Genomic DNA, 18,008 nt, shown 5'->3' with positions numbered 1-18,008 from the left:
TCAACTATTAACAGTAATTTTGAACCTAAACTTTATGAATTTATGGCAGGAGTAAACAAAGTCATTTTGATTGGCAATTTGGGAAAAGACCCAGAAGTAAGACATTTAGATAACGGTGCTGCCGTTGCAAATTTTTCAATCGCTACTACTGAATCATATAAAGATAGAAACTCTGGCGAAAGAGTAGATCAAACCGAATGGCATAATATTGTATTATGGAGAGGTTTGGCAGAAGTTGCCGAAAAATATTTGAAAAAAGGTGACAGCGTATATATAGAAGGTAAATTGAGAACAAGATCTTGGGAAAAAGATGGCGTTACTCGTTACACTACGGAAGTAGTAGGTGATCAGATGACCATGCTTGGAAACAAGAAAAGTGATGGCGGTGGTCAGTCTTCAGGCTATGAAGGAAATCAGGGACAGAGCCAAGCAGCAGCACCTGCGGCTAGTCAAACACCTGATACTAATAGTGAAATGGACGATTTACCATTTTAATTAAATTAAGAGACAAAATTGGAAGACCCTTTCCCTAGTATACTTATATTAACGAGCTTAGCCGAAAGTGGCAATCATTGGTTTTACATCATCAATATTTTATTGATGATGTTTTTACTTTTAATGTCTGCACTTGTTTCTGGCTCTGAGGTGGCCTTTTTCTCATTATCGCATGAAGATTTGGCTAAATGTAAAGTTAGCTCATCACCCAAACAGCAAACTATACTTGAATTACTTAAAAACCCTAAGCGACTTTTAGCTACTATATTAATTCTCAACAATTTTATAAATGTAGCCATCGTCACCCTTTCAACCTATGTTACTTGGGAAATAGTAGGAACAAAAGAAACAGAAGGTTTATTAGTTGTTTCTCTAACGGCCATCATTACTTTTCTGATTGTATTTTATGGTGAAATTGTGCCAAAGGTTTATGCAAATCAAAACAACTTAAGTTTTGCGACTCGCATGTCCTTAGCTTTGAATTTCTCAGCGAAGATATTCAGTCCATTATCTATCTCTTTGATGAGCATTAGTAATATCATAGAAAAGAGAGTTGAGCAAAAAGGATTTAGTGTTTCTTTAGATGAACTTCATCATGCACTAGAAATTACGGCTGATAAAGATACCACAGAAGAGGAAAAAGGAATTTTAAAAGGGATTGTAAACTTCGGAACCTTATCCGTAAGACAGGTTATGCGTTCTCGATTAGACATTACGGCTTTTGATATTGAAGATGATTACCACAAGTTGATGGATCAAATCAATAAAAGCGGTTTTAGTAGAATCCCAGTTTATTGCGATACGATAGACAAAATTGAAGGCATCCTATATGTTAAAGATTTACTGCCTTATATAGAAAAAGAAGAAGACTTTGAATGGCAAAAGCTTTTAAGACCTGGCTTTTTCGTACCAGAATCGAAAAAGGTTGATAGCCTGTTGAAAGATTTCCAAGAGAAAAGAGTGCATATGGCCATAGTTGTAGATGAATATGGCGGCACCTCTGGATTAATCACACTTGAGGATGTAATTGAAGAGATAGTCGGTGAAATTAATGATGAGTTTGATGAAGATGTTGATGTAGCCTACAATAAATTAGACGATTATACCTACATTTTTGAAGGAAGAACCTCATTAAATGACTTCTGTAAAATAATAAATGAGGAAGTAAACGTATTTGATGAAGTGAAAGGTGAAAGCGAGTCCCTTGGAGGCTTATTACTTGAGCTAAACAGCAAATTACCACGAACAGGGGAAAAAATTAAATACAAAAATTTCACCTTCACCGTAGTAGCAGTAGATCAAAAAAGAATTAAACGAGTTAGAGTATTTACTAAGAACTAGTAGTTAATTCTGAAATCAAAAGAATAAATCATGCTTATTTTTATACTAAGCACCTTTGTAGCTGTTTTTGTCTCCTTTTTGTGTTCCATGGCAGAAGCAGTCCTTCTAAGCCTTGATAAGGTTAAGATTGAAACAGACAAGCAGAAGGGAATGCGATATGCTGAGATTATGCATAAGCTAAAATCGAACATTGATCGCCCTATTTCAGCTATTTTAATCTTAAACACTATTGCTCACACCGGAGGCGCTACCATTGCAGGAAGTGCTTTTGATAAAATTTATGGAGATAAATACATCTGGGTATTTTCCATCATCTTCACTGTAGTGATTCTATTCGGTACTGAAATTATCCCAAAGGTGATAGGCGTAAACAAGTCAAATGCGATCTCTAAAAAAATGGCCTTGCCTTTAAAATTTATCATCAAGGTATTGCATCCATTAATTGTGGTGACTCAAGCTTTCACTCGGCTTTTGGTAGGTAATAAGAAAAAAAGCACCCCCTACAGCTTAGATGATATCCGAACCATTACCAAAATGGCAAAAATGGAAAAGGTGATTGACACCAATCAGGAAAGTATCATCATCAACACCTCCACTCTTAAAAAAAGACCTGTAAGAGAAATTATGCTCCCAGCAGAAGAGATCATTTATTTTAGAGAAAATATCAGTTTTGATCAATATTATCAATTGGCAGCTGAGCACAAACATACGCGATATCCTATAAGCAGAACGAATTCAATTGAGGATGTATATGGCTATATAAACTTCAAAGAAATTGCATTAAATGAAAAAGAAGAATCCAGACTGACCGAATTTATCAGGCCAATTATATTTATTGATGAGAATACCCCTATCATAAACTTATTGAAAAGTATGAATGAAAATAGATTTCACATTTCTTTTGTTAAGTCAAATGATGCAGTGGTTGGGATGATTACCTTAGAAAATTTAGTAGAAACTATTGTAGGGGATATAGAGGATGAATTTGATTAAGTTAAGAAAAGGAGAAATCCTCCCTTTCTTAAATTTTTATTATAAGCTATTGATAGCTTTTTTCAGCATATTATTTACTTCTTCAGCATATTGAACCAGTTCCTCATTCTCTACGACTGACATAGCTGCAGAAGGATCAATAGCACTAACCTCCACATCACCATTTTCTAATTCTCTTACGGTTACATTGCAAGGCAATAAAGTACTTACATGCGGTTCTAATGAAACCACTTTGTCAGCATAACCGGGATTACAAGCACCTAAAATAAGGTGTGGTAAATATTCTTTATCTAACTTCTTTTTCATTGTAGCTTTAAAGTCAATTTCAGTTAATATCCCAAAACCTTCTTCCTTTAAAGCAGCCTCAACTTCCTCTCTTACCTGCTTAAAATTTTTACCTTTAATCATAGTAGAGTTATAGTAATTCATACGTTTTTCTTTTGATTCACTTTATTGTACGTCTGCGATAATTGAAAGATTAGCTATAGGGTTTAAATATGATTTTGAAGCCTCTGTCTGTAATGCTTGTTACATACTTCATTCATTAAAGTCCTGATTTACAGAATTGAATTGCATAAATCAGTTGCTACTAGTGAAATCATAGTATATTTGTTCTCAAACATTTTCCAGTCTTTACGTTTGTTGTTTGTATGGATTTTAAAATCATCAGTGATTATAAGCCGACTGGAGATCAGCCTAAAGCAATAGCTGAACTTCAAAAAGGCATCGAAGAAGGGGAACAGAATCAAATTCTTTTGGGAGTTACCGGTTCTGGAAAGACATTTAGTATAGCCAACCTTATTGAAAGAACACAAAAGCCCACTTTAATACTTAGTCATAATAAGACCTTAGCCGCCCAGCTATATGGAGAATTTAAACAGTTCTTCCCTGAGAATGCGGTTGAATACTTTATTTCCTATTATGATTACTATCAGCCGGAAGCCTTTATTCCTTCTAGTAACCTCTATATTGAAAAGGATTTATCCATTAATGAGGAAATTGAAAAGTTAAGACTGAGTGCTACCTCAGCTTTGCTTTCAGGTAGAAGAGATGTAATTGTAGTCGCTTCCGTATCCTGCATTTATGGTATTGGGAATCCAGATGAATTTGGTAAAAATATTATCCGACTACAGCAAGGTGATAAAGTAGCCCGAAACCAACTGCTTTTTGCTTTTGTGGATATTTTATACAACAGAACAACCGCTGAATTCAAGCGAGGAACATTTAGAGTAAAAGGTGATACAGTAGATATATTTGTAGCCTATGCTGATTTCGCGTATCGCATAATGTTCTGGGGAGATGAAATCGAATCGATCCAACGAATTGATCCTGAAACGGGTAAAAAGATTTCGGATGAGCGCATGATTAGCATATTCCCAGCTAACTTATTCGTAACTGGAAAAGATGTTCTAAATCAAGCGATAAAGGAAATTCAGGATGATATGGTAGCTCAAATAAAATTCTTTGAGCGCGATGGTAGATTCCTGGAAGCCAAAAGACTTCAAGAAAGAACTGAATTTGATATTGAAATGATGCGGGAACTAGGCTATTGCTCTGGAGTGGAGAACTACTCTCGCTACTTTGATAGAAGAACACCTGGGTCAAGGCCTTTCTGCCTGTTAGATTATTTCCCAGATGATTATATGATGGTGATTGATGAGAGCCATGTTACGGTGCCGCAAGTTAGGGCTATGTATGGCGGGGATCGTGCAAGAAAAATTAATTTGGTTGATTATGGTTATCGATTACCTTCAGCAATGGACAACCGTCCTCTAAAATTTGATGAGTTTGAGAACCTGATGGGACAAACAGTTTTTGTGAGTGCTACCCCAGCTGAATATGAGTTAAGACAAACTGAAGGGGCTGTGGTGGAACAAGTCATCAGGCCAACAGGATTACTAGATCCTGAAATCGATGTGCGCCCTAGTGGAAATCAAATTGATGACTTATTAGAGGAAATTGATGAAAGAGTAAAATTGAATGAAAGAGTATTATGCACTACCCTAACCAAAAGAATGGCGGAGGAACTGCATAAATTCCTAGGAAGAGCGGGCATTAAATCCCGCTACATCCATTCAGAAGTTGACACTTTAGATAGAGTTGAAATCTTAAGAGATTTAAGACTAGGCGAGTTTGACGTTTTAGTAGGCGTTAACCTCCTTCGTGAAGGATTAGATTTACCAGAAGTTTCATTAGTAGCGATATTGGATGCTGATAAAGAAGGTTTTTTAAGAAATCAAAGATCATTAGTTCAGACCATTGGTCGTGCGGCAAGAAATGAAAAAGGTAAAGTAATCATGTATGCTGATAAAATGACGGATTCCATGCAGCAAGCCATTGATGAAACCAACAGAAGAAGGGTTATTCAAAAAGCCTATAATGAAGAGCATGGCATCACTCCTAAAACGGTATTTAAATCAAGAGAAAGTATTTTAGGACAAACCGTTGCAGTGGATTCTAAGAAAACTTCTCAGGACAAATATTATGCAGGTGCTGAAGAAACTTCAGTGGCGGCCGATCCGGTGGTTCAATACATGGATAAAGAAGCTTTAAATAAAATGATTACCGCTACTAAAAAGAAAATGGAAAAAGCGGCTAAGGATCTTGATTTCATGGAAGCTGCCCGGTTGCGAGACGAATGGCAGGAACTTCAGAAACTCAAAGACAAAAAATAACCTTTTGGAAACACTAAAAGATTATATTTGCACAAATTTAGATCGGTTTAATTACGAGCAAATAGAAATTGAAATCATATGAAAATTAGAATTATTAGCGTATTTATTTTAAGCATTTTTTCAATATCACAAGCTTTAGCCTGGGGACAAACAGGTCATAGAGTAGTGGGTGAAGTTGCTTCTTTTTACCTAAAAAAGAAAGCATCAAAAAGGGTGAATGACATCCTGAATCGTCAATCCATGGCGGTAGCCAGCGTATGGATGGACAATATTAAGTCTGAGGATAAATATGATTTTATGAAGCCTTGGCATTATGTAACTATTCCAAATGGCTTGACTTATGAGGAGACAGAAAAAAATCCTGATGGCGATGCGATTATGAAAATAAAAGAGATCGTTAAAAACCTCAAAGCAGGGAATTTAAGTGCACAGGAAGAGCAGAACCAACTGAAAATGTTGATTCACTTAGTAGGCGATATTCATCAACCATTGCACGTGGGAACAGGTGAAGATATAGGGGGCAATGCTGTGAAGCTAAAGTGGTTTGGTAAAAATTCAAATTTACACCGAGTGTGGGATAGTGAAATGATTGATTCAAAAGCTTTTAGCTATACTGAATTAGCGGAAGCCGTAAACATCACTACAAAAGAAGAAGTAGAAGCATTGCAAAGCGCTACTATTGATGATTGGTATAAAGAAGCCATGGGAATGAGAGACCAAGTATATGCATTACCTGAAGACATGTACTTAGGTTATGAGTATATGTACAAAAATTGGGATGGAGTTCAAGAACAATTAATGAAAGCCGGCATCCGATTAGCAGGTTTGCTAAATGAAATTTACGGTTGATAAAAATCAAATCACAACACTTAAAAAGGCTTGAGAAACGATACATCTCAAGCCTTTTTTAATCGCCAGGAATTTAATTATATTTATAGCATCAGTTCATATACAACCAAAACCTATTTCTATTATTTTTTGAGTTGTGATGAATGATATAAAAGATATATCGTCACCAGGGGGTGACTATATTCAGTTGTTGTGCACAATCACCTTCAATGGACAATATCAAGTTAAAAACATCTCTAAATCGATTCTTTGAAAAAGTTCGACTGGAATCGTTTGACGAATACGATGTTAAAATGCTATTAATTGATATTAGAGAATTTATTCGCGAGCAAACATTCTTAAGAGAAGTTGCCGACTCAATCGCACATCCTGAAAGAAACCAAGGGATTTGTCACAAAGCTATTGATTCCAGATATGCTAGAATGAAAATGGCTAGACTTGGGGCTCGTGAATTAGCCGAAAAAAAGGAATTTGATAATAATGCAGACAAACCAGAAAGCTATTTTTCCGACAAAATTCTGGACTATATAAATCCAAGGAAGATTAATAAGACTGATTTTGATCTTTTTGTAAGAAATAGCTTAGAAGATATTGACGAATCACTATTTATCAAATATTACAAGCTCAAACGAAAAGAGATACAAAACTTAATTAATAACTCTTATCAAAAAAAGAATGGTGTTTACGAACTAAAGGCGTCAATAACAGGTAGAAAGTTCCAACTCTTGGAGGATATCTTGAAATTCTTACGAGGAACGATAACTCCAAAAGGTGTAGTGACAAGTGATGCCTTAAGAAACGATCTAAAAAACGCTCTAAATAGAATAAACAAGCTATCAGGTTTTAATCTCAGCATTAAGGAAATAGAGAAATCGATGGAATGTATAATCGTATGTATTTTGGCGTTGCTACACGATTGTAAGTTTTTGATGTATGATGGAACAGAATCTAAAGCATTTTTGAGTATACACGGAGAGGTTGTTGATGAGACTACAGTACCTATTACTTTTGGCGATTACAACTTAGTTCTGATGATAAACGCAGATAACTTTAAGTTTCCAATTATCACTACAGACATCAATCAAAGTGCATTTATTGACAACCTGGTTGAGCCTGATACTTTGCATTTGCAACCAATTCCTTGGATACAAACTAGAAGAGATAAAACCAATCTTAAATTAATAGAACTAAGTGCATAACAAATGCTATGAATGAATGGGGTTTCATCTGTCAGGAAAGTTTGGTTGGAATTGGAAATTCCGCCACAAATTTTAAATTTAAATCAAGGCGTGGCTTTGAGGAACTGGAAAGGTTAGTGCATTCTAATCCCCACTCATCATAGCTAGTCGTTAGAGGCAATTATCAACAACTCAATTGAAAGTGAACACTAAAAAATCCATAGCAATCCTCCCTTTTAGTGACCTCAGTATTGATGGTAGCAGTGAATTCATCTGTGATGGTATAACAGAGGAAATCATCAATGCCCTGGCCAAAATCGATGGCTTGAAAGTCATCTCTCGCACATCCAGTTTCTTTTTCAAAAACCACAAAGCTTCTCTTGAGGAAATTGCCGCGCAGCTAGGTGTGGCAATACTTTTAGAGGGTAGTGCACAGATTCATGATGGTAAAATTCGAGTTCGTGCTAAGCTAATAGATGTCGAACAGGACACACATTTCTGGTCAGAGACCTGGGATCGAAAGCTAGAGAACCTTTTTGAAACTCAAGATGAAATCAGCTTGCTCATTGCTGATAAAATTCGTGAGCAACATGGCCATTTGAACATCTCAAACCAGGTAGTGAACAGCCCTACAAAGAGCGTTTCATCATACGAGCATCTATTAAAAGGACGTCATCATTTCTACAAGTGGAATCCTGAGGATGCTAACCTAGCCATTGAGCACTTTGAAAAATCCGTAGAACTAGATAAAGAACTCATAGAGGGCTATCTCGGAATAGCTGATAGCTACAGTTTTATGGCTGTGGCTGGTTTTGCCCCACGTGAAGAAGCCTGGCAAAAAAGCATAACAGCTTTAGCCTTAGCGAAAAAGCTTGACCCAGACCATGCAGGACTTAATTACATGCTGGGTATGCAGTCATTCTTTACCGAAGCAGATTTTGCTGCAGCCATGCAATATGGCATGAGGTCATTAACTGCCAAACCCACCTACTCAGAAGCACATCAATTTGTTTCCTTTCTTCACACGCTTCATGGTCATTTTAATAAGGCCCGGAAGCATATACTTTTTGCCAAATCCTCAGACCCACTTAATCCTGAGACCAAATTCTATGAGGCCAATTATTATTATCGAGTGGGTGAATATGACAAAGCCAAAGAAATTTTACAGGAATTGCTGGAATCAAATGACAAAAACCTTCCGGCAATTATCGTCAGTATCTATATCCTTATTCGAGAAGGTCAACTCAGAGCAGCTCGCCAAACAATAGATGATGTTCCTCAGCAGGCCTTCACCCCGGATGAAAGACTGGGCCTCCTTGCCCTGATCGATGCGATGGATGGAAAAAGTACAACACATTTACAAAAGCTGGAGAAGTATGCTCAGGAACCAGAAGCCCACCATGCTCATTCCTACCTTTTCCTTACCTATGCCAATCTGGGTCGATATGACGAAGCATTTGCTATTTTAGAGAAGCTTTTCGAAAGTGCCTCTTCAATCCTGCTTCTTGCCTTTAGTGATCCATTGGGAGAACCCATTCAATCACACCCAAGATATCAAGAATTTCATGATAGGGTTTATCCGAAAATCGTAGAAAAACCAAAAGAAAAAAAAACCAGAAACCCTGATCAAACCATCACAAGAGAACAGGTGAAGAAAATACAAGCTTATGTGAAATCAGAGCGACCGTACCTCAACCCTTCACTTACTTTACGTTCTCTAGCCGAGCAGGTAGATATTCACCCCAATCAGCTTTCATGGTTATTGAATGAATCCATTGGCAAAAACTTCAACGAGTTTATTAATAATGAGCGTATTGAGTACTTCAAGCAACTCGTTCTTGATCCAGACAATTCACATATTTCGTTGATCGGGCTAGCCTACGAAAGTGGCTTCAATTCTAAAACAGTTTTCAATACGGTATTTAAAAAAGAAGTGGGTATGACGCCAAAAGAATTTCTGAAAAGTCAGGCGTAATCAGATTTTTTAGTTCTAAATTATAATTCCGAACCACTTCTTAGTATACCGAACAAATACCCTTTCACTTCTTCCTTTTTTTGTTATGAATTAAAAAACTAAGCCATAACACAGAAAATGAAAGCAACAGTAGCAACAGGGTACGGATCGCCTGAGGTACTCCAGTTACAAGAAGTAAAAAGACCAGTTCCCAAAGCCAATGAAGTTTTGGTGAAGGTCATGACAGCCTCCGCCACCACAGCGGATGCCATGATGCGTACAGGAAAACCTTATATCGCGAGGCTGTTTGTGGGTCTAACAAAACCCAAGAAAGCCATTCCGGGAACCGGTTTTTCGGGAGTCGTGGAGCAGGTGGGCAAAGACGTTACAGACTTTGAAATCGGTGATCGCGTATTTGGGGAAACAGCTTTTGGATTCAGTTCAAATGCAGAATACCTGACAATATCGGAGGATGGTGTCATTCTTCCTATGCCAGAAAATTTGGATTTTTCTGAGGCTGCCAACTTCTGCGATGGACATTTAACCTCCTTTAATTTCTTGAAAGAAATTGCTAAAGTGAAGCCCGGCCAGAAAGTATTGATCAATGGAGCCTCTGGTGCACTAGGTACATCTGCCATTCAAATAGCTAAGTTCATGGGAGCACAAGTCACAGCAGTTTGTAGTGGCCGAAACACTGGATTAGTGAGGTCACTGGGTGCTGATGAGGTGATTGACTATCAACAGAAAGATTTCACAAAGGGTGACAGAAAATACGATTACGTATACGACACGATTGGGAAAAGCTCCTTTTCAGCGTGCAAAGCTATCCTTTCAGAAAAGGGTGTGTATTTATCCCCTGTTCTGAAATTTTCTTTGCTTCTACAGATGATTAAAACATCACTTTTTGGTCAGAAGAAAGCCAAGTTTGAAGCAACGGGTGCCAACAAGGAAGAAAAACTACGCTACCTGCTTTCAGAAGTGTTGGATATCTACAAAGAGGGAAGGCTAAAGACGGTCATTGACCGCCAGTTTCCATTAGAGAAAGTGGCCGAAGCACATCGCTATATTGATTCAGGTCATAAGAGAGGTAATGTTGTAATTGTTACATCTTAAAACTAAAAATCATGAATGAAAGAATTAGCAATATCACGGGAATGGCTCTAGGAGTCCTTTTGGGAGTAATTATAGGAATCGCTCAGGACAACATTGGATTATGGATAGGCCTAGGATTGGCCATCGGTGTGGCGATCGACTACACAAGAAAAAAAGAATCATCTCAAAACAAGGAAAACGAAAACTAAAAATTTTGATTGAAATGAATATGGAAACCAAAGTACAGGAGCAAGCCAAAATAGTAGGATTCACGTATTTGGTGACTACACTCATTGGCGCTGTCAATAATTTCCTGGTAAAACCCGGCTTACATAATCCTGAAGCGCTGGTGACATCTGAATTTCAATTTCGAATAGGTGTGATGTTAGATGTAACCATGTATGCACTTGTCATGTGGATGGCTGTTGCACTGTATCTACTCACAAAATCTATTAATAAAAATCGCGCTAAACTAGGCTTTATTTTCAGAACAGCAGAGGCGGTTATGGGTTTTGTGATCGTGCTCATTTATTTAGCCCCTCTTGTTATATTAAAGAACGCAGATAACTATCAGTTAAATAAAGACAGTCTTCATTCACTAGCATCTGTATTTTTTAATATTTACGGTATGGGCTCGAATCTTCACCTCATATTAATGAGTATTGGTGCCTTTATTTTCATATCGTTACTACTATCTGCCGCCTACATTCCAAAATGGCTTGGCTATTGGGGAGCATTTACATATGTCACTGTATTCTTAGGTTTTACTTTGCAAATACTATTACCTGAATTTCCTATTAAAGTTCTTATGATAGTGATGGCTCCAGGAGCCTTCTTCGAATTGACATTTGGTATTTGGCTTTTGGCAAAAGGAGTAAGTCTCGAGAATCATTACGCATAACAAAATACAGACAATGAAAATTAATACAAATATGAATACGCAATTCCTTTACTTTTTCTTGCTCATCCTCTTGGGTTCATGCTCAATTAAGCCAACTGATACTGAGAAGGCAGAAACAGCTGCAGAAGGTTGTTTAAATCCAGCGTATGCAGCTGATTTAAAGACTCAGTTGGAAAATGGCATGCGTGGTAAAGTGAAGTTTATCGGTGAAACTGAGACTCTGAGCTCCATATCTGATAAAATGTCAGAATACATCATACCGGCAATGTCTCTTGCGGTCATTAAGGAAGGTCAGATCGAATGGTCGGAGACTTATCAGAATGCAGAATTAGCAGGAAATCAAAGACTGGATTGCATAAGCATATTTCAAGCAGCATCTCTATCGAAGCCTGTTACATTTATGGCGGCCTTGCGTATGCATGCTGCCGGGGAAATTGATTTGGACAAAAACATAAGGGATTATCTGAGGAGTTTCCAACTCCCAAAGGGTAAACAAACTATCGATAACCCGGTGACATTTCGTAATCTATTTTCCCACACTTCAGGGATAAATGGGGGTGGTTACCAGGGATATAATAGGAATATTGATATGCCATCTGATGTAGATATTCTAATGGGAAACGATGGAGTTAATTCCGCGGCCATTGAAGTGGTTTGGTCTCCAAATCAAACTCTGGTCTATTCAGGAGGGGGGTATACGTTGGCGGAATTAGCGCTACAAGATATCTACGGTACAGATTTCTCTGAAATCATGAAAAAGTGGATTCTGAATCCGGCTAACATGAAAAACTCGGAATTCACTCAACCATTACCTGCATCATACTCCGACCGGGTGGCCAAAGGACACACCCAATCAGGAGAACCGTTGGAAGGTGGCTGGCGGAACCATCCGGAGCAGGCAGCAGCAGGGCTTTGGAGCAATGCCAGGGATTTGGCAAAGTTTATGACGGAAATTTATAATGCCTATCAAGGCAAACCATCGATATTCTCACAATCAGACGTAAAATCGATGATAAGAGACGAAAGAGAAGGCCATATTTATGGGTTTATAGTCAACCGAACCGATGATGATCTTGCCATCACTCATTATGGAGGAAATGCTGGGTATAGAACGGCTATGACCATTAGTCTGACAACTGGAAATGGACTGGTTTACTTAATCAACTCTGATAACGGAGGTAATCTGGGTAATGAAATCCTACTGTCTGCTGCGCAGGTATACGGCTGGAAACAATTCGAACAAAATCAGCTTCATCGCAAGGAGATTGATACCGAAATTTTAAAAACGCTGATGGGAGAGTTTAAATGGAACGATCAAATCAACCTTAATATGAGATATGATGAAAAAGAGAAGCTCATAGCACTCAATTTTCCTAATGGTGATGAGTATAAGCTTGTTCACGTGATTGGTGACGAACTAGATTTTGTCCACCCCAATACGGGTATTGAAGTTTCCTTTCTCCAAGAGGATAATTTCAATTCATTTTCGCTCTATGGCCAAAAGGCCGTGAGACAATAGACTTTTGGTTAATCAAAGATGATAATCCACAATTCAATTTTCAGCAAATGATTATTGGTAATTCACATTAAACGAAAAAGAGAAATGACAAACAATATGAATTCAATTTTAGAAACAATCGGATTTCCTCAGCCAACAATTATTCCGGTAAATGGGATAGAGTTGGAAGTATTTGAGGCGGGTCAGCAAAATGCAGGAAAACCGATCATTCTATTACATGGCTGGCCAGAGCATGCATTTTCATGGCGTCACCAGATTTCTGCTTTAGTTGATTCAGGATACCATGTAATAGTTCCAAACCAACGAGGTTATGGTAACTCATCTCATTTCTCTGAGGTTATTGCATATGATATTAAACACCTTGCCGATGATCTTGTCGCTCTTTTAGATCATTATGAATATGAGAATGCCACATTTATTGGTCATGATTGGGGCGCCATGGTCACCTGGTGGTTGACCTTATTAAATCCAAATCGGGTAAAGCAACTCATTGCTTTGGCAGTACCCTACCAAGTTCGGGGAGAAAGGCCCTGGATAGAGTGGATGGAAGAGTTTTTAGGCAGCGACTATTACTTCGTCCATTTCAATAGGCAACCAGGTGTGGCCGATAGAATTTTAGATGAAAACGTTCACCAGTTCCTTCACAATCTTTTTCGAAAGAATATTCCGAAGATGCCACCAGAACCAGGCATGACCATCATCAACCTTGCAAGCGCGAAAGAACCAAAAGGTGAGCCTGTCATGAGTGAGGATGAATTGGCCGTTTTCGTTTCTGCTTTCGAATCATCAGGGTTTACCGGAAGTATAAATTGGTATCGAAATCTTGATCGTAACTGGCACTTATTAGCCAATGCTAACCCCATTATAGCACAACCTTCGCTGATGATCTATGGCGAACAAGATCTGATCCCAAAATTTGAAGGACTGTCACAGTTTGTTCCCAATGTTGAAGAAGTAAGTCTTGACTGTGGACATTGGATCCAACAAGAGAAACCAAAAGAGACCAACCAGGTGATTTTAGAATGGTTGAAGCAACAGGATAGCTGATTCTGTTAATAAAACACAGTATTTAACCCTAACAACTTTAAATTAAATTATGAAAAACATGAGAATTGAATTTTTAACACTCTTATCCGCGATCATATTTTGTGCTTGCGATACCTCAAAAAAATCTGACCTCACACAACAACCAACTTTAGCCGATTATCAAGTTGGCGAAAAATGGGTTTGGAAATATAAGGGTGTAACTACGGAAGGGGAAGTTCGTTCGGAAGGAATAGACACTAGAACTATAGTGAATTCTGATAAAGGCTTTGGCATGATCATAGGCAAAGACACCATTCCTCTCACCGAAATTGTAAAGCCAGATGAAAGCGAAACTCCTAAGTATGACTGGCCATTGCAAGTCGGTAAAAAATGGAGATACGAGAACAATTGGACAAGCCAGGATGGTACTACAGGAAGTCAAAGTCAGAATGCAGAGGTGTTATCGTATCAGGAGGAAACAGTAGAAGCCGGAACATTCATGGCTTACACCATAAAATATACCGGTAAAACCACTAATTCCAGAGGATATAATGCAGATGAAGAGGAGATTTGGTTGTATGCCCCGGCAGTTAAGAACTTTATTAAACTGAATCAGTCTCAGGGTGATTTTTTGTATGTCGAGGAGTTAATCGTGTATTCAAGACCCGAATAAATGGTAAAAAAAGCCTCTAACAAATGATATAGCACATGCCTCTATTGATTTACTTGAAACTGAAATGCAAAACCGATACTTTAGTGAATATTAAAAAAGTTCAGAGGCACGTGCCATGTCTGGCAGTTAGCGGTAATTGTAACGAACACAAAATCAGCGTTTAAATGGATTTAAATTATATTGACATAAACAAAAGACTTTGGAATCAAAAAACAGAAATTCATTACGATTCTGATTTTTACGATGTTGATTCCTTTATTAAGGGGAAAGATTCGTTAAATCCAATTGAAATTGAATTGCTCGGAGATATTAAAGACAAAAAAATTTTACACTTACAATGTCATTTTGGACAAGACACTATTTCTCTTTCAAGACATGGAGCTTTAGCTACAGGAGTTGATTTTTCAGAAAATGCAATTGAAAAAGCAAAAAAACTTAATGAGCAATTAGAGACAAATGCAAAATTCATTCAATCTGACGTTTACAAACTTCCTGAGATTCTTGATGAACAATTTGATATTGTTTACACATCTTACGGAGTGATTGGCTGGCTGCCAGATATGAAAGAATGGGCGAAAATAATAAACCACTTTCTAAAACCGAAAGGAAAATTTATAATGGTTGAGTTTCATCCAATTGTTTGGATGTTTAGTTATGACTTTAAAAAAATAGAGTTTAATTATAAGGATTCTAACCCAATAATTGAAGAATTAGAAGGAACTTATACAGACAGGAATGCCAAGATTAAAGAAGAATCAGTTAGTTGGAATCACGGATTGAGTACTGTCATAAATTCGATTATAAAAACAGGATTAAAAATTGCGGATTTCAAAGAATACAATTATTCACCTTATAATTGCTTTGAAAACACTGTCAAAGTTGATGACCAAAAATTTAAAATTAAAGGATTAGAAGATAAGATACCGATGATTTATTCATTGAAAGCTGAAAAATGAAAAACTAAAAACAACATACCGCTTACAATGTATATAGCAAATAGGCGCGACAGTAGTAAATTCAACGGTTGTAACCCGCTCCAACTTCGTCTCGGTTTGATAGGTTTGAAGCCCGCAATCGCCTACTTGCCATATACTAAACGTTGGTAATAATTTGGTACGGTAAAGAGACATCGTTTACAAAGTTAAAGGGACATGGTTTACACTTTTTAAGCAGTAATTTGATTAAAAAATCAGATTGCTATGCCTTGGAAAGAAACAACAACTATGGAACAGAAAGTAGAATTTATTTGTGAGTGGCGTACTCAGAAGTACAGCATCACCGAACTTTGTAAAGCATTTAATATCTCCAGGCCAACAGCCTATAAGTTAATAAATCGCTTCCAAAATGAAGGACTGGAAGGGCTTGTAGAGCAGTCGAGAACACCTCGGGCTCATCCCAACAAAACCAGTGCAGCGATTGAAGAAAAAATCATTCAAATAAAGGAAAAGTATGCACGCTGGGGTGCTAAAAAGATTAGGAGATTATTGTTTAACGAATGCTGCAAGGAGGATGTACCCAGTGTGGTTACAGTTCACAAAATCCTTAACCAGCATGGGTTTGTGAAGCCTCAAAAAAGGCTCAGGAGAGTGAAGCCTGTTTTCCCCATATTTGATCCTCAGGAATGCAATGAAGTTTGGAGTGCTGATTACAAAGGGAAGTTTTTAATGGGCAATAAAATATACTGCCATCCCTTGACAATTGCAGACTCCAGGAGCAGGTTTTTGTTTGCAGCCAAAGGACATTATAAAGAGAACTTAAAGGCAGTTAAAACAGAGTTTACAAGGGTTTTTAGGCAATATGGGATCCCAAAGCAAATCCATACTGATAATGGAAGTCCGTTCGGATCGGTAGCTTCCATTCAGCGCTTTACCCAGCTCTCTTATTGGTTCATTGAATTAGGTATAATTCCTGTATTTTCTGATCCTGCACACCCGGAACAAAACGGCAGACATGAACGCATGCACCGTGATTTAAAAGCCTCTTGTGCAAAGCCTTCAGCCTACGATTTGAAGGCACAGCAAAGACGCTTAAACAACTTTGTAAAGGAATACAATCATGTACGTCCACACGAAGCTTTAGGGATGGAAACCCCAGCTTCTGCACATAGCTTTTCAACCCGCCCTTTCCCTGAAAAGATACTCGTTTATGACTACGATTCAGACATGAAAGTGTTAAAGGTAACGCAAAACGGAGCCGTGCGATGGCGGTCCTATTACTGGGTATATCTGACAGCAGCTTTAAAGGGAAAATATGTGGGAGTGCTAGATATGGATAATGGAATTTGGAGGGTATTCTATAGAAGCTTATTTTTAGGATACTTTGATGAAAAACATTTAAGAGACAAACAAAAATCAATAAGGCTGAGCCAAAATATAGTGTAAACCCTAACCTTTAACTTTTGTAAAGCATGTGCCTTTACAAACATTTAAATAATAGCCCGCTTAGCGCACACTTACCGCATGTACATCAACACATTTCTAAATGACTTTAATTCTGAATTTTTTCTATATTTAAGTTATAAGTTCCACTATAACCGAAACCTATAGCACTAATTTAGTTTTTGGTATATTGAATCATTCATAAAGTAAATATCGAAAATGAAAAAATACTTCGGAATAGTATTATTGATATCAATTACCTTCTCTTGCCAAGGACAATCAAATTCTAATGTGGAAAGAAATGTAGGAGGGCCTTGTCAGGATTGCGAGTCAGTCTTAGATTTTCAAAGATTAAATATTCAACCTAAATCAACTGATACCTTACCAGGCTTTGATAATAATGAGCCTAAATTAAAAATAACTGGAAATGTATTTCAAAAGGATGGAAAAACGCCAGCAGAGAATGTGATTCTATACATATATCAAACGGATCGGAATGGAATTTATCTGGCAGGCGATCAAGCTTTTGGTTGGGAAGAAACGCACGGACAATATCGAGCTTGGTTAAAAACAGGAAAAGATGGAAAATTTACTTTTTACTCCTTTAGGCCTGCGCCATATCCAAATGTTCAAGAGCCTGAACACATTCATATTTATGTAAAAGAACCTAATACCATCCCATATTACATTGATAGTTACTTTTTCGAAAGTGATACTTTACTAACCGATGAAAAAAACCTTGCGCTTAAAAATAGAGGTGGGTCAGGAATCATAAAACTGAAAATGAAAAATGGTATCTGGACAGCACATAGAGACATAACTTTAGGGCTGAATATTCCTGATTATAAATAATAGTCCCCAGCTGGCGAACAAGTGTACCGTGTGACATATATTCTCTGTCTCATCCTAAATTTACTTTACGGTTTAGCTTGAT

Annotated in this window: 17 protein-coding genes; 16 read left to right on the top strand and 1 reads right to left on the bottom strand. The window is 37.6% G+C overall.

Going from position 1 to position 18,008, the window contains the following annotated elements; translation table 11 throughout:
- The first annotated feature begins 42 nt into the window (after positions 1 to 42).
- From QYS47_RS02780 to QYS47_RS02770, 3 genes are read left to right on the top strand one after another with little or no spacing between them, the layout of a single operon-like run.
- Positions 43 to 495, top strand: coding sequence for a single-stranded DNA-binding protein (locus QYS47_RS02780; protein ID WP_308357871.1), 453 nt, complete (start codon positions 43 to 45; stop codon positions 493 to 495).
- Between the two features lie 18 nt (positions 496 to 513).
- Positions 514 to 1,836, top strand: coding sequence for a gliding motility-associated protein GldE (gene gldE, locus QYS47_RS02775; protein WP_308357872.1), 1,323 nt, complete (start codon positions 514 to 516; stop codon positions 1,834 to 1,836).
- Positions 1,837 to 1,866: 30 nt separating this feature from the next.
- Positions 1,867 to 2,829 (top strand): CNNM domain-containing protein, encoded by a 963-nt coding sequence (locus QYS47_RS02770; protein ID WP_322347650.1) that lies wholly within the window; start codon positions 1,867 to 1,869, stop codon positions 2,827 to 2,829.
- Positions 2,830 to 2,868: 39 nt separating this feature from the next.
- Here QYS47_RS02770 and QYS47_RS02765 read toward each other — a convergent pair whose 3' ends face one another.
- Positions 2,869 to 3,258, bottom strand: a complete 390-nt coding sequence (locus QYS47_RS02765; protein WP_322347649.1) for a DUF302 domain-containing protein — start codon at positions 3,256 to 3,258, stop codon at positions 2,869 to 2,871.
- 221 nt (positions 3,259 to 3,479) lie between these two features.
- On the opposite strand from QYS47_RS02765, the gene uvrB reads away from it, so the two are divergent.
- The 13 genes from uvrB (at position 3,480) to QYS47_RS02700 (ending at position 17,926) form a co-directional block, all read left to right on the top strand.
- Positions 3,480 to 5,504, top strand: a complete 2,025-nt coding sequence (gene uvrB / locus QYS47_RS02760; RefSeq protein WP_322347648.1) for an excinuclease ABC subunit UvrB — start codon at positions 3,480 to 3,482, stop codon at positions 5,502 to 5,504.
- A 78-nt stretch (positions 5,505 to 5,582) separates the two neighbouring features.
- Complete coding sequence (locus QYS47_RS02755) at positions 5,583 to 6,353, top strand: S1/P1 nuclease (protein WP_322347647.1); 771 nt, start codon at positions 5,583 to 5,585, stop codon at positions 6,351 to 6,353.
- A 209-nt stretch (positions 6,354 to 6,562) separates the two neighbouring features.
- Positions 6,563 to 7,552: a hypothetical protein gene (locus QYS47_RS02750; protein ID WP_322347646.1), complete on the top strand. Its 990-nt coding sequence runs from the start codon at positions 6,563 to 6,565 to the stop codon at positions 7,550 to 7,552.
- 181 nt (positions 7,553 to 7,733) lie between these two features.
- Complete coding sequence (locus QYS47_RS02745; protein ID WP_322347645.1) at positions 7,734 to 9,506, top strand: helix-turn-helix domain-containing protein; 1,773 nt, start codon at positions 7,734 to 7,736, stop codon at positions 9,504 to 9,506.
- 117 nt (positions 9,507 to 9,623) lie between these two features.
- On the top strand, positions 9,624 to 10,598 hold the full coding sequence (locus QYS47_RS02740; protein ID WP_322347644.1) for an NAD(P)-dependent alcohol dehydrogenase: 975 nt from the start codon (positions 9,624 to 9,626) through the stop codon (positions 10,596 to 10,598).
- 41 nt (positions 10,599 to 10,639) lie between these two features.
- Positions 10,640 to 10,786: a hypothetical protein gene (locus QYS47_RS02735; RefSeq protein WP_322347643.1), complete on the top strand. Its 147-nt coding sequence runs from the start codon at positions 10,640 to 10,642 to the stop codon at positions 10,784 to 10,786.
- 20 nt (positions 10,787 to 10,806) lie between these two features.
- The gene (locus QYS47_RS02730; protein WP_322347642.1) at positions 10,807 to 11,478 is read left to right on the top strand and encodes a DUF4386 domain-containing protein; all 672 of its coding nucleotides are present in this window, start codon (positions 10,807 to 10,809) and stop codon (positions 11,476 to 11,478) included.
- Between the two features lie 13 nt (positions 11,479 to 11,491).
- A complete protein-coding gene (locus tag QYS47_RS02725) occupies positions 11,492 to 12,997 on the top strand; it encodes a serine hydrolase domain-containing protein (protein WP_322347641.1) in 1,506 nt (501 codons plus the stop codon).
- 96 nt (positions 12,998 to 13,093) lie between these two features.
- Positions 13,094 to 14,044: an alpha/beta fold hydrolase gene (locus QYS47_RS02720; protein ID WP_322347640.1), complete on the top strand. Its 951-nt coding sequence runs from the start codon at positions 13,094 to 13,096 to the stop codon at positions 14,042 to 14,044.
- A 49-nt stretch (positions 14,045 to 14,093) separates the two neighbouring features.
- On the top strand, positions 14,094 to 14,696 hold the full coding sequence (locus QYS47_RS02715; RefSeq protein WP_322347639.1) for a hypothetical protein: 603 nt from the start codon (positions 14,094 to 14,096) through the stop codon (positions 14,694 to 14,696).
- Between the two features lie 164 nt (positions 14,697 to 14,860).
- A complete protein-coding gene (locus QYS47_RS02710; RefSeq protein WP_322347638.1) occupies positions 14,861 to 15,652 on the top strand; it encodes a class I SAM-dependent methyltransferase in 792 nt (263 codons plus the stop codon).
- Positions 15,653 to 15,895: 243 nt separating this feature from the next.
- Positions 15,896 to 17,077, top strand: a complete 1,182-nt coding sequence (locus QYS47_RS02705) for an IS481 family transposase (protein ID WP_322347637.1) — start codon at positions 15,896 to 15,898, stop codon at positions 17,075 to 17,077.
- A 216-nt stretch (positions 17,078 to 17,293) separates the two neighbouring features.
- The gene (locus QYS47_RS02700) at positions 17,294 to 17,926 is read left to right on the top strand and encodes an intradiol ring-cleavage dioxygenase (protein WP_322347636.1); all 633 of its coding nucleotides are present in this window, start codon (positions 17,294 to 17,296) and stop codon (positions 17,924 to 17,926) included.
- The last annotated feature ends 82 nt before the right edge of the window (positions 17,927 to 18,008 follow it).

Source organism: Marivirga arenosa (assembly GCF_030503875.2).
In the GTDB taxonomy this organism is placed as follows: Bacteria; Bacteroidota; Bacteroidia; order Cytophagales; family Cyclobacteriaceae; genus Marivirga; species Marivirga arenosa.
This window is presented reverse-complemented; position numbering and strand designations above follow the sequence as displayed.